The organism is Allobosea vaviloviae (genome assembly GCF_001298265.1).
GTDB lineage: Bacteria > Pseudomonadota > Alphaproteobacteria > Rhizobiales > Beijerinckiaceae > Allobosea > Allobosea vaviloviae_B.
Window position 1 is genome coordinate 12,985 of sequence record NZ_LGSZ01000084.1, and the last position, 17,239, is coordinate 30,223.

Annotated in this window: 10 protein-coding genes, 1 tRNA gene and 2 pseudogenes; all 13 read right to left on the reverse strand. The window is 63.8% G+C overall.

The window, feature by feature from the left end; genetic code table 11:
- Positions 1-369: 369 nt before the first annotated feature.
- Positions 370-4,566, reverse strand: a complete 4,197-nt coding sequence (gene rpoC, locus AE618_RS25505; protein ID WP_054211881.1) for a DNA-directed RNA polymerase subunit beta' — start codon at positions 4,564-4,566, stop codon at positions 370-372.
- A gap of 115 nt (positions 4,567-4,681) precedes the next feature.
- Entirely contained in the window at positions 4,682-8,833 is a 4,152-nt protein-coding gene (gene rpoB / locus AE618_RS25510; protein ID WP_054211882.1) for a DNA-directed RNA polymerase subunit beta, read from the reverse strand.
- A gap of 250 nt (positions 8,834-9,083) precedes the next feature.
- Positions 9,084-9,464 carry a 50S ribosomal protein L7/L12 gene (rplL, locus tag AE618_RS25515; RefSeq protein WP_054211883.1) on the reverse strand — a complete coding sequence of 127 codons (381 nt, stop codon included), beginning with the start codon at positions 9,462-9,464 and terminating at the stop codon, positions 9,084-9,086.
- Between the two features lie 56 nt (positions 9,465-9,520).
- On the reverse strand, positions 9,521-10,036 hold the full coding sequence (gene rplJ / locus AE618_RS25520; protein ID WP_054211884.1) for a 50S ribosomal protein L10: 516 nt from the start codon (positions 10,034-10,036) through the stop codon (positions 9,521-9,523).
- Between the two features lie 511 nt (positions 10,037-10,547).
- Positions 10,548-11,246: a 50S ribosomal protein L1 gene (rplA, locus tag AE618_RS25525; protein WP_054211885.1), complete on the reverse strand. Its 699-nt coding sequence runs from the start codon at positions 11,244-11,246 to the stop codon at positions 10,548-10,550.
- A 10-nt stretch (positions 11,247-11,256) separates the two neighbouring features.
- Complete coding sequence (rplK, locus tag AE618_RS25530; protein WP_054144026.1) at positions 11,257-11,688, reverse strand: 50S ribosomal protein L11; 432 nt, start codon at positions 11,686-11,688, stop codon at positions 11,257-11,259.
- 251 nt (positions 11,689-11,939) lie between these two features.
- Positions 11,940-13,562 carry a methyl-accepting chemotaxis protein gene (locus AE618_RS25535; protein ID WP_082365582.1) on the reverse strand — a complete coding sequence of 541 codons (1,623 nt, stop codon included), beginning with the start codon at positions 13,560-13,562 and terminating at the stop codon, positions 11,940-11,942.
- A 221-nt stretch (positions 13,563-13,783) separates the two neighbouring features.
- Entirely contained in the window at positions 13,784-14,317 is a 534-nt protein-coding gene (nusG, locus tag AE618_RS25540) for a transcription termination/antitermination protein NusG (RefSeq protein ID WP_054211889.1), read from the reverse strand.
- A 14-nt stretch (positions 14,318-14,331) separates the two neighbouring features.
- Complete coding sequence (secE, locus tag AE618_RS25545; protein WP_054211887.1) at positions 14,332-14,526, reverse strand: preprotein translocase subunit SecE; 195 nt, start codon at positions 14,524-14,526, stop codon at positions 14,332-14,334.
- Positions 14,527-14,868: 342 nt separating this feature from the next.
- A tRNA-Trp gene (locus tag AE618_RS25550) sits at positions 14,869-14,944 on the reverse strand.
- Between the two features lie 128 nt (positions 14,945-15,072).
- The gene (gene tuf, locus AE618_RS25555) at positions 15,073-16,263 is read right to left on the reverse strand and encodes an elongation factor Tu (protein ID WP_054211888.1); all 1,191 of its coding nucleotides are present in this window, start codon (positions 16,261-16,263) and stop codon (positions 15,073-15,075) included.
- 175 nt (positions 16,264-16,438) lie between these two features.
- Positions 16,439-17,128: pseudogene (locus tag AE618_RS29335) on the reverse strand (DUF6615 family protein).
- Positions 17,112-17,239: pseudogene (locus tag AE618_RS25560) on the reverse strand (IS5 family transposase); the annotation flags it as partial. The pseudogenes AE618_RS29335 and AE618_RS25560, both read right to left, overlap by 17 nt.

Sequence of the window (17,239 nt, forward strand, 5' to 3'; positions counted from 1 at the left end):
GCCGCGCCATCGGCTCCCCGCAGGGGCCTCAGGCGCGTCCGCCAGCAGAGGAACACGGATCGCTCCGCGTTCATGCATCTTGCCATGTCGTCAATCGACGCTGGAATTCCGGTGGAGTTTCGGCCGCGAAATTCGCCGGCAACAAGGCCAAGGCGACATACGTGTCCGACAACCACCGATAGTGGCGCGCTTATGACTCGGGGATAGATTCGCGTCAACCCCCAATCTGGCGGATCGGGACGCGAAACGCCCCTGCCCCGCGGGTTTCGCACCGCCAGGCGTCGTACTCGCTCAAATGCGACATGGCCGCCCCCTTGCGGGAGCGGCCACGTCCAACTGTTGTCGTCCGCGCCATGCGCGAACGAAGGCTTACTCCGCGGCGGGCAGAGCCGCTTCGACGGCCTTTGCCGCCGAGGCCGCAGCCTTCGCCGCCGCATCCGCCTTCTGGCTGACGATGAGATCGTCGCGACGCGTCGCCACCTGCTTGATGCGGGCGACCTGCGCGCCGGTGCCGGCCGGGATCAGCGAGCCGACGATGACGTTCTCCTTGAGGCCTTCCAGCGTGTCGTACTTGCCGTTGACCGCCGCCTCGGTGAGGACGCGGGTGGTCTCCTGGAACGACGCCGCCGAGATGAAGGAGCGGGTCTGGAGCGAGGCCTTGGTGATGCCGAGCAGCACGGGGACGCCGGAAGCGGGCTTCTTGCCCTCCTCCTTCATCTTCGCGTTGATCTCCTGCAGCTCGATGCGGTCGATCTGGTCGCCGGTCAGGATGTCGGTATCGCCGCCATCCGTGATCTCGACCTTCTGCAGCATCTGCCGGACGATCACCTCGATGTGCTTGTCGTTGATGCCCACGCCCTGGAGGCGATAGACCTCCTGGATCTCGTTCACCAGATAAGCCGCCAGCTCCTCGACGCCCTTGATCGCCAGGATGTCGTGCGGGGCCGGGTTGCCGTCGAGGATGTAGTCGCCCGTCTCCACGACGTCGCCGTCCTGGAGATGGATGTGCTTGCCCTTGGGGATCAGGTATTCGAGCCCCTCGGAACCGTCATGCGGCGTCAGCGTGACGCGGCGCTTGTTCTTGTAGTCCTTGCCGAAGCCGATGACGCCCGACTTCTCGGCGATGATCGCCGCATCCTTCGGACGACGGGCTTCGAACAGCTCGGCCACCCGCGGCAGACCGCCGGTGATGTCGCGGGTCTTGGCCGAGTCGGTCGAGACACGCGCCAGCACGTCGCCGGCCTTGATCGAGGCGCCGGGCTCCATCGAGATGATGCCCTCCACCGGCAGGATGTAGCGCGCCTCGCCGCCACGGGCGAGCTTCGCGATCTTGCCGTCGGGGCCATGCACCGTCAGCGCCGGACGCAGATCCGACGTACGAGCCGAGCCGCGCCAGTCGATCACGACGCGCTTGGAGATGCCGGTCGCCTCGTCGGTCGTCTCGGTGATCGACATGCCGTCGACCAGGTCCTCGTAACCGACGGTGCCGTCGACCTCGGCCAGGATCGGGCGGGAATAGGGATCCCACTCGATCAGGCGCTGTCCGCGCTTGACCTTGTCGCCCTCGTCGACCCGCAGCTTCGAGCCGAACTGGACGCGGTGAACCGCGCGCTCGGCCCCATCCGGTCCGACGATCACGATGGCGATGTTGCGCGCCATGGCGATCAGGTCGCCGTCCGAGTTGCGGGCGAGGTTGCGGTTGCGGATCTTGACCGTGCCTTCGAAGTTCGACTCCGTGAAGGACTGGTCCGCGATCGTCGCCGCGCCGCCGATGTGGAAGGTACGCATGGTGAGCTGCGTACCCGGTTCACCGATCGACTGCGCCGCGATGACGCCGACGGCCTCGCCCATGTTGACGGGCGTGCCGCGGGCCAGATCGCGACCGTAGCAGGTCGCGCAGACGCCGTTCTTGGTGGCGCAGGTCAAGACCGACCGGATCTTCACCTCCTGCACGCCCGCGGCGTTGATCGCCTCGATATGGCTTTCCTCGATCATCGTGCCCTTCGGCACCAGGACCTTGCCGTCGATATCCGTGACGTCCTCGGCCGCGGAACGACCCAGGATACGGATGCCGAGCGAAGCCACGACCTGGCCGGCGTCGATGATGGCGCGCATCTTGATGCCGCTCTCCGAACCGCAATCGGTTTCGGAGATGATGGCATCCTGCGCCACGTCGACGAGACGACGGGTCAGATAGCCGGAGTTGGCCGTCTTCAGCGCCGTATCGGCCAGGCCCTTGCGGGCGCCGTGGGTCGAGTTGAAGTACTCGAGAACGTCGAGGCCTTCCTTGAAGTTCGAGATGATGGGCGATTCAATGATCTCGCCCGAGGGCTTGGCCATCAGGCCGCGCATCGCCGCGAGCTGCTTCATCTGCGCCGGCGAACCGCGCGCACCCGAATGGCTCATCATGTAGATCGAGTTGATCGGCAGATCGCGACCGTTCTTGTCCTTCTTCACGGTCGAGATGCGCAGCATCATCTCCTGCGCGAGCTTGTCGGAGCACTTCGCCCAGGCGTCGACGACCTTGTTGTACTTCTCACCCTGGGTGATCAGGCCGTCCTGGTACTGCTGCTCGTAATCCTTGGCGAGCGCACGGGTGGTGTCGACGATCTCCCACTTGTTCTCCGGCACGACCATGTCGTCCTTGCCGAAGGAGATGCCGGCCTTGAAGGCGTGGGTGAAGCCCAGCGACATGATGCGGTCGCAGAAGATCACCGATTCCTTCTGACCGCAGCCGCGATAGACGGCGTCGATCATCCCGGAGATTTCCTTCTTGGTCATCAGGCGGTTGCTGACGTCGAAGGTCATGTTCGGGTGGCGCGGCAGGGCCGTCGAGAGAATGACGCGGCCCGGCGTGGTGTCGTAGATCTTGGTGTAGTCCTTGCCGTCGGCGCCGACGCCGGTCCAGCGGTATTTGATCTTCGAATGCAGCGTCACGACCTTCTCGTGCAGCGCGTATTCGAGCTCGCCGAAGTCACCGAAGATCTTGCCCTGGCCCGGCTCGCCGTCGGAGACGATCGAGAGATAGTACAGGCCGAGCACGATGTCCTGCGACGGCACGATGATCGGCAGGCCGTTGGCGGGGTGCAGGATGTTGTTGGTCGACATCATCAGGACGCGCGCTTCCAGCTGCGCTTCCAGCGACAGCGGGACGTGTACGGCCATCTGGTCGCCGTCGAAGTCGGCGTTGAAGGCGGCGCAGACCAGCGGGTGAAGCTGGATCGCCTTGCCCTCGATCAGCGTCGGCTCGAACGCCTGGATGCCCAGGCGGTGGAGCGTCGGCGCGCGGTTCAGCATCACCGGATGCTCGCGGATGACCTCGTCCAGGATGTCCCAGACCTCGGGCTTCTCCTTCTCGACGAGCTTCTTGGCCTGCTTGACCGTGGTCGAGTAGCCCTTGGCGTCGAGGCGCGCATAGATGAACGGCTTGAACAGCTCGAGCGCCATCTTCTTGGGCAGGCCGCACTGGTGCAGCTTCAGCTCAGGGCCGACGACGATGACCGAGCGGCCGGAATAGTCGACGCGCTTGCCGAGCAGGTTCTGGCGGAAGCGGCCCTGCTTGCCCTTCAGCATGTCGGCGAGCGACTTCAGCGGGCGCTTGTTGGCACCCGTGATGACGCGGCCGCGACGGCCGTTGTCGAACAGCGCGTCGACCGATTCCTGCAGCATCCGCTTCTCGTTGCGGATGATGATGTCGGGCGCGCGCAGCTCGATCAGCCGCTTCAGGCGGTTGTTGCGGTTGATGACGCGGCGATACAGGTCGTTCAGGTCGGACGTCGCGAAGCGGCCGCCGTCGAGCGGCACCAGCGGGCGCAGATCGGGCGGGATCACCGGGATGATGGTCATGACCATCCATTCCGGCTTGTTGCCCGAGAGCTGGAAGGCCTCGATGATCTTGAGGCGCTTCATCAGCTTCTTGGGCTTCAGCTCCGACGTCGTCGTCGCGATCTCATGCTTGAGATCGGCGTTGATCTGGTCGAGGTCGAGCGCGCGCAGCATCTCGCGGATCGCTTCCGCGCCGATCATGGCGGTGAAGGTGTCGGCGCCATACTCTTCCTGGCAGCGGACATACTCTTCTTCAGAGAGCAGCTGACGGTCCTTGAGCGGCGTCAGGCCGGGCTCGATGACCACATACGACTCGAAATAGAGGATGCGCTCGAGATCCTTGAGCGGCATGTCCATGAGCAGGCCGATGCGCGAGGGCAGCGACTTCAGGAACCAGATATGCGCGACCGGGGCGGCGAGCTCGATATGGCCCATGCGCTCGCGCCGGACCCGGGCGAGCGTGACTTCCACGCCGCACTTCTCGCAGATGACGCCCTTGAACTTCATGCGCTTGTACTTGCCGCACAGGCACTCGTAGTCCTTGATCGGCCCGAAGATGCGGGCGCAGAACAGGCCGTCGCGCTCGGGCTTGAAGGTCCGGTAGTTGATGGTCTCCGGCTTTTTGATCTCGCCATAGGACCAGGACAGGATCTTCTCCGGGCTCGCGATCGAAATCTTGATCGCGTCGAAGGCCTGCTGGACCGGCTGCTGGCCGAAAAGGTTCATGACCTCTTGCTTCATCGCCTGTCTCCTCTCGCCGGCGGGGGTGGAGCACCGCCCTGCCCGGCTTCGTCAATTCAAGGGCCGGCGGCGTCAGTGCCGCCGGCAAATCGTCTTTAGCGCGGCAAAAACCGGCTCACTCGGCGGCTTCCGCCGGCGGCAACTCGCCCGGCTTCACCTTGTTGCTGATCAGTTCGACGTTGAGGCCGAGCGAGCGCATTTCCTTGACGAGAACGTTGAAGCTCTCGGGGATGCCCGCCTCGAAGTTGTCCTCGCCACGCACGATCGACTCGTAGACCTTGGTACGGCCCGCGACGTCGTCCGACTTCACCGTCAGCATTTCCTGCAGCGTGTAGGCGGCGCCATAGGCTTCCAGCGCCCAGACCTCCATCTCGCCGAAGCGCTGTCCGCCGAACTGCGCCTTGCCACCCAGCGGCTGCTGCGTGACGAGCGAGTACGGACCGATCGAACGCGCGTGGATTTTGTCGTCGACCAGGTGGTGCAGCTTCAGCATGTAGATGTAGCCCATCGTCACCTTGCGGTCGAAGGGCTCGCCGGTGCGGCCGTCATAGAGCGTCGACTGGCCCGACGAGTGCAGACCCGCCTGCTCCAGAAGCCGCTCGATATCGGCCTCCTTGGCGCCGTTGAACACCGGAGTCGCCATCGGCACGCCGCGGCGCAGGTTCTGGCCCATCTCGACGAGTTCGGCCTCATCCATCGAGGCGATGATCTCGTTGTCCTCGTAGACGGCTTCGAAAGAGGCCCGCAGCGCCTTGTAGTCGCTCGACTTCTTGTAGGCGTCGAGCGCCGCGCCGATCTGCTTGCCGAGACCGGCAGCAGCCCAGCCCAGATGGGTCTCCAGGATCTGCCCGACATTCATGCGCGAGGGCACGCCCAGCGGGTTGAGTACGATGTCGGCATGGGTGCCGTCCTCGAGGAACGGCATGTCCTCGGCAGCCACGATGCGCGAGACCACGCCCTTGTTGCCGTGACGGCCGGCCATCTTGTCGCCCGGCTGGATCTTGCGCTTCACCGCGACGAAGACCTTGACCATCTTCATCACGCCCGGAGGCAGCTCGTCGCCGCGCTGCAGCTTCTCGACCTTGTCGAGGAAGCGCTGCTCGAGGCGCTTCTTCGATTCGTCGTACTGCTTCCGCATCGCCTCGATTTCAGTCATCAGGGCGTCGTCGCCAGTTGCGAACAGCCACCACTGCGAGCGCGGGAATTCGGACATGCTCTCGCGGGTGATGACCGTGTCCTTCTTGAAGCCCTTGGGACCGGCCAGACCGACCTTGCCGGTCAGGATGTCGCCGAGACGCGCGAAGGTGTTGCGGTCCAGGATCGCCTGCTCGTCGTCGCGGTCCTTGGCGAGACGCTCGATCTCCTCGCGCTCGATCGCCTGGGCGCGCTCGTCCTTGTCGACGCCGTGGCGGTTGAACACGCGCACCTCGACGATCGTGCCCTGCACGCCCGGGGGCACGCGAAGCGACGTATCGCGGACGTCGGAGGCCTTCTCGCCGAAGATGGCGCGCAGCAGCTTCTCTTCCGGCGTCATTGGGCTTTCGCCCTTGGGCGTGATCTTGCCGACGAGGATGTCGCCAGCCGCCACTTCGGCGCCGATATAGACGATGCCGGCTTCGTCGAGGTTTTTCAGCGCTTCTTCCGAGACGTTGGGAATATCGCGCGTGATTTCCTCCGGCCCGAGCTTGGTGTCGCGGGCCATGACCTCGAATTCCTCGATATGGATCGAGGTGAAGATGTCCTGCGAGACGATGTTCTCGGAGAGAAGGATCGAATCTTCGAAGTTGTAGCCGTTCCACGGCATGAACGCGACGAGCACGTTGCGGCCGAGCGCGAGCTCGCCGAACTCGGTCGACGGGCCGTCGGCGACGATGTCACCCTTCTTGATGATATCGCCAACGCGCACCAGCGGACGCTGCGTGATGCAGGTCGACTGGTTGGAACGCTGGAACTTCTGCAGGCGGTAGATGTCGACGCCGGGCTTGGTCGGGTCCATCTCGTCCGACGCGCGGATGACGATACGTGTCGCATCGACCTGGTCGACGATGCCGGAACGGCGGGCCGCGATCGCGGCGCCCGAGTCACGGGCGACGACGGCTTCCATGCCGGTGCCGACGAAAGGCGCGTCGGCGCGAACCAGCGGCACCGCCTGGCGCTGCATGTTCGAGCCCATCAGCGCGCGGTTGGCGTCGTCGTTCTCGAGGAACGGGATCAACGCCGCGGCGACCGAAACGAGCTGCTTGGGCGAGACGTCCTGGAAGTCGACCTTGTCGACCGGGGTGACGATGACCTCGCCGGCGCGGCGGCAGACGATCAGGTCGTCGGTGAGACGGCCTTCCTTGTCGACGACGGCATTCGCCTGGGCGACGTTGTACTTCGCCTCCTCCATCGCCGAGAGATAGATGATCTCGTCGGTCTGCTTGCCGTCCCGGATGCGGCGGTAGGGGCTCTCGATGAAGCCGTACTTGTTCACCCGCGCGAAGGTGGCGAGCGAGTTGATCAGGCCGATGTTCGGGCCTTCCGGCGTCTCGATCGGGCAGATGCGGCCGTAATGCGTCGGATGCACGTCGCGCACCTCGAAGCCGGCGCGCTCGCGGGTCAGACCACCCGGTCCAAGCGCCGAAAGACGACGCTTATGCGTGACTTCCGAAAGCGGGTTCGTCTGGTCCATGAACTGCGACAGCTGCGACGAGCCGAAGAACTCGCGCACCGCGGCGGCCGCGGGCTTCGCGTTGATCAGGTCCTGCGGCATCACCGTGTCGATGTCGACCGAGGACATGCGCTCCTTGATGGCGCGCTCCATGCGCAGCAGGCCGAGGCGATACTGGTTCTCCATCAGCTCGCCGACCGAGCGCACGCGCCGGTTGCCGAGATGGTCGATGTCGTCGATCTCGCCCTTGCCGTCGCGCAGGTCGACCAGCGCCTTGACGACCGCGAAGATGTCCTCCTTGCGGAGAATCCGGACGGTGTCCTCGGCGTCGAGGTCGAGGCGCATGTTCATCTTGACGCGGCCGACGGCCGAGAGGTCGTAGCGCTCCGAGTCGAAGAACAGCGACTGGAACATGTTCTCGGCGGTCTCGAGGGTCGGCGGCTCGCCGGGACGCATCACGCGATAGATGTCAAACAGCGCCTCTTCGCGGCGCGAATTCTTGTCCACGGCGAGCGTGTTGCGGATATAGGGGCCGACCGTGATGTGGTCGATGTCGAGAACCGTGATCTCGTTGTAGCCCTTGGCGATCAGGTCGACGAGGTTGCCCTTCATCTCGCCGGTCTTCGCCTCGGCGGCCATGGTCAGCTCTTCACCGGCCTCAGCATGCACTTCGCCGGTCTGGAGATCGACGATGTCCTCGGCGATGTACTGTCCGACCAGATCCTCGTCGGTCGCGCGCAAGAACTTGAGGCCCTTCTCGGCGAGCTGGCGCGCGGTGCGCGCGACGAGCTTCTTGCCGGCCTCGACCACGACTTCGCCGGTTTCGGCGTCGATCAGGTCGACGGTCGCCTTGAAGCCCTTCATGCGCTCGGCGTCGTAGGGAACGCGCCAGCCCTTGTCGTCGCGGACATAGGTGATGTGGTTGTAGAAGCGGCTGAGGATTTCCTCGCCGTCCATGCCGAGCGCAAACAGCAGCGACGTCACCGGGATCTTACGCTTCCGGTCGATGCGCGCGTAGACGATGTCCTTGGCGTCGAACTCGATGTCGAGCCAGGAGCCGCGATACGGGATGATACGGGCGGCGAACAGGAGCTTGCCCGACGAATGGGTCTTGCCCTTGTCGTGGTCGAAGAACACGCCCGGCGAACGGTGCATCTGCGAGACGATGACGCGCTCGGTGCCGTTGACGATGAAGGTGCCGTTATCGGTCATGAGCGGCATGTCGCCCATGTAGACATCCTGCTCCTTGATGTCCTTGACCGACTTCGCCTGGGTGTCGGGATCGATATCGAACACGATCAGGCGCAGCGTCACCTTGAGCGGCGCCGAGAAGGTCATGCCGCGCTGGCGGCACTCGTCGACGTCGTATTTGGGCGGCTCGAAGGTGTACTTCACGAATTCGAGCAGCGAGGCGCCCGAGAAATCGCCGATCGGGAACACCGACTTGAAGACGGATTGAAGGCCCTCGTCGCCGCGGCCGCCCTTGGGTTCGTCGACCATCAGGAACTGGTCGTAGGATGCCTTCTGAACCTCGATGAGGTTCGGCATCTGCGCCACTTCCTTGAGTTTTCCGAAGAACTTGCGGACGCGCCTGCGGCCCTGGAGCGAATTGACCATGTTGTTCCTCGCAATCTCGGACGGCTTACCCGGCGATCCGCCGGGGCGACAAGGTCGCCGGGTAAGCCGCTCGACGCATCATCGCGCCGACATCATCTGAAAACAGGCCCTGCAACGCGAAGCTGCAACGGAGGCCTTTGCAACCTTTCCGCATCACCATGCGGAAACGACACGACAGCCCCGGAGGTGGAGACCACCCCGGGACTGTCAGGTCTTGACTAGAGTCGGACCGGCATCGCGCCGGTCCTGCTCACTTGAGCTCGACCTTGGCGCCGACGGCCTCGAGCTGCTTCTTCAGCTTCTCGGCCTCGTCCTTGGTCACCGACTCCTTGACAGGCTTCGGAGCGGCTTCGACCAGGTCCTTGGCTTCCTTGAGGCCCAGGCCAGTGATGGCGCGGACTTCCTTGATGACCTCGATCTTCTTGTCGCCGACGGCGGCAAGAATGACGTTGAACTCGGTCTGCTCCTCGACGGCTGCGGCAGCAGCGCCGCCGCCGGCGGCCGGGCCGGCAACCGCAACGGCGGCAGCGGCGGAAACGCCCCACTTCTCTTCGAGAAGCTTGGCGAGGTCGGCGGCCTCGAGGACCGTGAGGGAGGACAGCTCGTCGACGAGCTTGGCAAGATCAGCCATGATAGGCTCCTATAGGGTAAGAGGTTCGAACGGTTTTCAGGGGTAACTGGCCTGGATCAGGCCGCATCCTTGTCGGCATATGCCTGGAACACGCGCGCCAGCTTTGCAGCCGGTGCGGTCGAGAGCTGGGCGATCTTCGTTGCGGGAGCCTGCAGGAGGCCGAGCAACTTGGCGCGCAGTTCATCGAGCGAGGGCATCGTGGCCAGGGCCTTGACGCCGTCGGGGTTCAGGGCGGTCTTGCCCATCGCGCCGCCGAGGATGACGAGCTTGTCGTTTTCCTTGGCGAATGCGGTGGCGACCTTCGGCGCCGCGACCGGATCGTTGGAATAGGCGATCAGGGTGGGACCCGTCAGCAGGTTGCTGATGGACGCGACGTCGGTGCCTTCAAGAGCGATCTTGGCCAGCCGGTTCTTTGCGACCTTCACGGTGGCGCCATTGGCCTTCATCTCGCGACGAAGCTTCTGGAACTGAGCCACCGTCAAACCCGCATAGTGGGCCACGACAACGACCGACGTGCTCGCAAACACGCCGTTCAGGGTCGCGACGGCATCATTCTTTGCCGCTTTATCCACTGGGCTCTCTCCGGTAGGCGGCAGGCCTTTGGGGGCTCGCCGCCGGTTGCACTTGCCGCTCCTAAAAAACCCCGGTTGACACCGGCGCTTCATCGGAGCGACGCTCAGTGCCCTGTCCCCTCTCCGGCTGTGAAGCCGCATCGGGCGAGATGGTTCGAACCGTCTTCGGGATCTTTCGACCCCGCTTGAGCTCTTGCACCGTCTATGCAGGCCTCTTGGCGAAATTATGCCCTCGGGCGGACCCTCGGAGCACCTGCAGTCTCAGACAGGACTGGGTGATTCGAACCCGAAGATCGCTCTCCAGGCTCGCAAAACCCATTTTTCGGCGGTAAACCGCCAAAAAACGCGAAACGGACCCCCTCGTGCGAAGCACGCTGGAGCCCACATCACTTATGGAAACAGGCCAGCGTCATAGCGCCTTCGCCCGCTTCTGCCAAGTGGCGTCTCGATCGCCGAAGATCAAGACGCATGCCCGGCCGGCCTTGAGCCGGCCGCAGCACAGGAGCCGAAATCAGCCGCCGAGGACGGTGTTCGGCTCGATCTTGACGCCCGGGCCCATCGTCGAAGAGATCGCGACGCGCTGGACGTAGGTGCCCTTGGCGCCCGCCGGCTTGGCCTTGGCAACCGAGTCGGCGAAGGCCTTGATGTTCTCGGCCAGCTTCTCGGCCGAAAACGAGACCTTGCCGACGGCTGCATGCACGATGCCGGCCTTCTCGACGCGGAACTCGACCGAACCGCCCTTGGACGCGGCGACCGCAGTGGTCAGGTCCATGGTGACGGTGCCGACCTTCGGGTTCGGCATCAGGCCGCGCGGGCCGAGCACCTTACCGAGACGGCCGACGAGCGGCATCATGTCCGGGGTCGCGATGCAGCGATCGAAGTCGATCGTGCCCTTCTGGACGATCTCGACGAGATCCTCCGCGCCGACGATGTCGGCACCGGCCTTCTTGGCCTCCTCGGCCTTGGCGCCACGTGCGAACACGGCGACGCGCAGGACGCGGCCCGAGCCGTTGGGAAGGTTGCAGACGCCGCGAACCATCTGGTCGGCGTGACGCGGGTCGACGCCCAGGTTCATCGAGACCTCGACGGTCTCGTCGAACTTGGCGGTGGCGCGCTCCTTGACGAACGCGATCGCGTCGGTGAGCGGGTAGAGCTTGGTGCGGTCAATGCCTTCACGGCCCTTGACGACGCGCTTTCCGATATGTGCCATTTTCGCCCCCTCAGCCCACGACTTCCAGGCCCATCGACCGGGCGGAGCCCTTGATCATGGACGAGGCGGATTCGACCGAATCGCAGTTGAGATCGGCCATCTTCTTCTCGGCGATCTCGGTGATCTGGGCGATGGTGACCTTGCCGACATTGCCGCCGCGGCCGGGGGTCTTGGAACCCGCGGTCAGGCCGGCAGCCTTCTTCAGCCAGTAGGACACCGGCGGCTGCTTCATTTCGAAGGTGAAGGAGCGGTCCTGATACGCGGTGATGATCACCGGGATCGGCATGCCCTTTTCCATCTGCGCGGTCTTCGCGTTGAAGGCCTTGCAGAATTCCATGATGTTGAGGCCGCGCTGACCCAGCGCCGGACCGATCGGCGGCGACGGATTGGCCGCGCCCGCCGGAACCTGAAGCTTCACGTAGCCCGTGATCTTCTTTGCCATGATGGCTGCTCCTGCCGTCCGCCCCGATGCCTATCGGAACGACGACGACCCTCCCCTGAACCGCTTGCGGTCCGGGTCGGGGTGGTTGCAGAGCGTGGTGCGGCAGGGGATTCCGGTTGGCGACCGGCCCGCCTCCCACGCGAGTGAGGCGGGGGCTATGGCATATCCGGACCGGGAGGGGAAGTCTTTTCGGCGCCGGTGGACGGTCGATGGGTCCTACCGGGTGGAGGCGAGGCCCCGCTTTCATGCGGTCACGCGCGCCTCGGGCCACCACCGCATGCTGCGCGCGAATGGGAGATGAATCCGTCGACGACGTCGCGCAGGCCTGCCGCCTGCCTGTCGAGATCCGTCGAGGCCAGCGTCGCTGTATCGGCAGCAGCCCTCCACCGCTCGACCATGCCGGCGAGTTGCTCGACCTGCTCGGCGACGAGGCGGACGTCACCGGCCGTCTGGCTGGTACTGTCGGCGATCGACGATGAATTCGCCTCCTGGAGGCGGGTCAGATCGGCGATGGATTCGGCCGCCGCCTCGACGTCATCGACGGAGGCAACCAGTTCGCCGACGCGTGCCGTGATGCGTTCAGCCGCAACCCGGATCGAATCGAGGCCGCCCTGAACCTCAGCCGTCGCCTGCGCCGTCCGGTGCGCAAGCTGCTTGACCTCCGAAGCGACCACGGCAAAGCCGCGACCGCTTTCGCCGGCCCGTGCGGCCTCGATGGTGGCGTTGAGGGCCAGCAAATTCGTCTGGCTCGCGACCGTCGAGATGATGTCGATGATGCCGGAAATCGTAGCCACGGCGTCACGCAGCGCCTCTGTGTCCGCCCTCGCCGCTCCAACCAGAAGCTTGGCCCCGTTGCTGACCTGTGAACTGCGTTGCGCCTCACTGGCGGCGGTCCGCAGCAGCCCGGTGACCTCACCGATCGTGACGGCGACGTCACCGACGCGGGCCGCTACGCGTTGCGTCGACTGCGCCGCCGCGCACGCCCTTCGGTCGACGTCGCTGGACATCTCGCCGAGTTGCCTCGCGCCGTCGGACATGCGGCTGGAATGCTCCTCCAGCGCAGTCACGATACCGGCAATGCGGTCCTGGAAAGCAATGCTCTGCGCCTGCGCTTGCTCGCGCCGCTGAATATCGTCCGACATCGCGGCCATGCGCGCCACAGCCGCTTCTTGTCCCGTCTGCTGGTCGCGCAGATGGGACAGCAAGGCCCGCGCCAGTGCACCGATCTCGTCATGCCGTTGAGCCATACTCGCCAGCCAGGCGGCGCCGCCGCTCTCGTCCCCCAGCGTCCTTGCCATGGCGATGATCGGCCGTACGAGCCAGCGATACTCCAGCGCGACGACGCCCAAAAGCAGAGCAAGGCAAACGCCGCCCAGCAATCCCTCGAAGTGGTCAGAGCCGACCATCTGGCTCTTGAGGCGGTTACTGACTTCGATCAACGCCCGGTTGAGCGCGAGATGCATGTCCTCATGGATCGCAGGCCATTGCTTCAGCAGGCGTTGGGTCGCGGCACCATCGGGCTGCTGCTGGACTTCTCTCACGAGCGTGCTGGCCCGGAGCGCATGGTCGCCTAACGGGCCCTGCGCGTCCGCGCCCATCTTGGCGAGGGCGGTCGCCATCGCATCGATCTGGGACCGGTCGATCTCGATGGGCGATTGATCTTCGAACGTGCCATGGATCTTTTCGAAGATGGCTGCCGCCTCTTCCATACGCACCAGCGCGTCGCTGCTCGCGGACAACTCCGCAGCGATCCGTGCCATCCGCTCGGAAGCAGCCATTTCATTGGCGATATAAATGCAGACGACGCCCCCCAGGACGGCGCCCCAGAGCGCCATACGTTGGCCAACCGTCGCTTTGAAATGGCGTAGGAACATCTTAACCGTGCACAAACCTGTGCATCGACGTTGCGTCAGTCAGATTAAGACCCGACTAACGCCGTGTTAGGAACGGCCTTTGACTTGCGCTGAATTCGACGATGGCGCCGCCGCGCCTGCTTAAACCATTGGGTCAGCTGTCGAATCCGGCCCGATGGTTTAAAATCAGTCTTTGTGCATCGGCCTTCTGCGAAGGCCGCACCCGTCTCGGGGGCGAGACGCTAAAGCTTCTCGACCTGGCTGTATTCGAGCTCGACCGGCGTGGCGCGGCCGAAGATCGAGACGGCGACCTTGAGGCGGGCGCGGCCGTGATCGACGTCCTCGACAACGCCGTTGAACGAGGCGAAGGGGCCGTCGGCGACCTTCACCTGCTCGCCGATTTCGAAGACGATCGTCGGCTTCGGCCGCTCGACGCCCTCGGCGACCTGGCCCTTGATCCGCATCGCCTCGCTCTCGGGGATCGGCATGGGCTTGGCCTTGTCGGCGCCCAGGAAGCCCGTGACCTTCGGCGTGTTCTTGATGAGGTGGTAGACCTCGTCGGTCATCTCGCACTTCACCAGCACATAGCCGGGGAAGAACTTGCGCTCGGCCTCGACCTTGCGGCCACGGCGAACCTCGACGACCTTTTCGGTCGGAACCAGAACCTCGTCGAACTTGTCGGCGAGATTGCGCTGCGCCGCCTGGTCGCGGATCGATTGCGCGACCTTGTTCTCGAAATTCGAATAGGCGTGGACGATGTACCAGCGGGTGCTCACGTTCTTGATTCCGTTCAACGGGCGCCGAGGATGATGCCGAGCGACCAGCGGATGATGGTGTCGGTAAAGAGGAAGAACAGGCTGGAGACGACGACCATGGCAAGCACGAGGCCCGTCGTGATCAGCGTCTCGCGCCGCGACGGCCAGGTCACCTTGGACGCTTCGGTGCGGACGTCCTGAAGGAAGCTGAAGGGGCTGCTCTTGGCCATGGGTCACCTTGGGTTCCGAAGCGCATCGCAGCCTGTCGCCACGAAGCCGAATCGGCCGTCCTGAAACATTCGCGGCGCGGGGCTCAGGGAGCCGCGCGCCGTCGTAACGTGGCTCTTACAACGGTCGGGCGCGTTCGCCAAGTGGTTTTGCCGGCTGCGCGCGGGAGACGCCCGGCGACGGGCTGAAGCCGGACCGACCGACCGAAGCAGGACCGAACTGCGGCGATAGCCTGATGCCGGCTGCGGCGCACCGTCCGCCGAAGACTTAAGATTCCAATGTCGAGAAAGCGTCATCGTCATCTGACGGAAGCCAGCTTCCCGCAGAAACCGGCACGAAGAAACTGGCAGGGGCGGTAGGGCTCGAACCTACGACAACCGGTTTTGGAGACCGGTACTCTACCAACTGAGCTACACCCCTGTAGTCGGCGGTGGTTTGCCTCAACCGCGCGGGCTTTTCAAGTCGAAAAACGCAAAGGCTCGCCTGTTGGACACGAAAAAGGGCGGCGTTTCCGCCGCCCCTTCAAAGCTTTGCAGCGATCGCTTGAATCAAGCGATGATGCTGGCGACGACGCCGGCGCCGACGGTCCTGCCGCCTTCGCGGATGGCGAAGCGCAGCTTCTCTTCCATCGCGATCGGGACGATCAGGTGGACTTCCATGGCGATGTTGTCGCCCGGCATCACCATCTCCGTGCCCTCGGGCAGGTGCACCACGCCGGTCACGTCCGTCGTGCGGAAGTAGAACTGCGGGCGGTAGTTGGTGAAGAACGGGGTATGGCGACCGCCCTCCTCCTTCGTCAGGATGTAGGCCTCGGCCTTGAACTTGGTGTGCGGCTTCACAGAGCCCGGCTTGCACAGGATCTGCCCGCGCTCGACGTCCTCGCGCTTGGTGCCGCGCAGCAGCGCGCCGATGTTGTCGCCGGCCTGGCCCTGGTCGAGCAGCTTGCGGAACATCTCGACGCCCGTCACCGTCGTCTTGACCGTGTCCTTCAGGCCCACGATCTCGATTTCCTCGCCGACCTTCACGATGCCGCGCTCGACGCGACCCGTCACGACCGTGCCGCGGCCCGAGATCGAGAACACGTCCTCGACCGGCATCAGGAACGGCAGGTCGAGCGGACGCGCCGGCTGCGGGATGTAGTCGTCGACCGTCTTCATCAGCGCGACCACCGCGTCATGGCCGATCGCCTTGTCGCCGTTGTCGAGCGCGACCTTCGCAGAACCCTTGGTGATCGGAATGTCGTCGCCGGGGAAGTCGTACTTCGACAGAAGCTCGCGGATCTCCATCTCGACCAGCTCGAGAAGCTCGGCGTCGTCGACGAGATCGACCTTGTTCATGAACACCACCAGCGCGGGAACGCCGACCTGGCGCGCCAGCAGGATGTGCTCGCGGGTCTGCGGCATCGGGCCGTCGGCTGCCGACACCACCAGGATCGCGCCGTCCATCTGCGCGGCGCCCGTGATCATGTTCTTCACATAGTCGGCGTGGCCGGGGCAGTCGACGTGAGCGTAGTGGCGGTTGGCCGTCTCGTACTCGACATGGGCGGTCGAGATCGTGATGCCGCGAGCCTTCTCCTCGGGAGCCTTGTCGATCTGGTCATACGCCGTGAACGACGCGCCGCCCGACTCAGCCAGAACCTTCGTGATCGCAGCCGTCAAAGACGTCTTGCCATGGTCGACGTGACCAATCGTTCCAATGTTGCAATGCGGCTTCGTGCGAGCGAATTTCTCTTTGGCCATGACACCCTGTTCCTGATCGACGGCCCTACGCGGCCGGAAAACGCGGTCGCATTAGGGGGTTTTGCAGCAGGATGCAAGGCTGAGGCAGCATTTCAAGCCAAGTGCAAGAGCGACTGCAGCGGCCACACGTTAAACAATCGTCACAAGCAAATTTCCGCTCCGGCCCCAGCTAATCCTAGGACTGGCCAACCCTCCCAATAGCGGCTCGCAGCCCTTCGTCTTCCGAACTAGCCTGTGAAACAAAGATCACTCTGATCCGCTCCGGCCTGCGCTTCTCAGCGTGTCCTGCCGTCCCTTCAACCGCCGCAAGGATATCTAACGGAATTCCGTTTGAGGGCTGGATATCAGTTAGCACGCCTAATTCGGGAGGTACGTCTGCCAGAGTGGCCTCCCCAATGTTGAGACGATGCAAAAGCCTAGAAGCCACCAGGTCGGGATGAAAGCTATTCCGTCCAATAATTGTAAAGCCGCCATCGAAATCAAAAGATAAGGCCAGTATGTTCGATATAACACCCCTATGAATCGGCGCAGGGAAACATAAAAAATCGGATAGTGGCATAAAGAATTTCCGCCATCTATCCAGTTTTTTGTCTGGGAGCGAGCATCATCCCTTTACTACTTTAGCTACGTGAGCAGCAAATATAAAATTTATGCCTTCCACGCTAGGGAGCCCCATACTCGGCCCACACAATGCTGACTTGGGATGATAAAATGCGTAGAGTGGCAACGTCGACTCTCCAGCCGCAGTCTTAGAGGCCGCATAATCAACAAGCGCTTCAGCTTGCTTGCCTTCCAGATGATCCAAATGGTCGTAAAACCAATACACACTGCTCTTGAGCGTCCGACGCTTAGGTCGTGTGGACAAACCTGATCCAGCATCGGATCGTTGCGAGCTGCACGAACCCGAGGAAGCTGGACGCGAGCTTGTCGTAGCGGGTCGCCACGCGGCGTGAGTGCTTGATCTTGTTGAAGAATC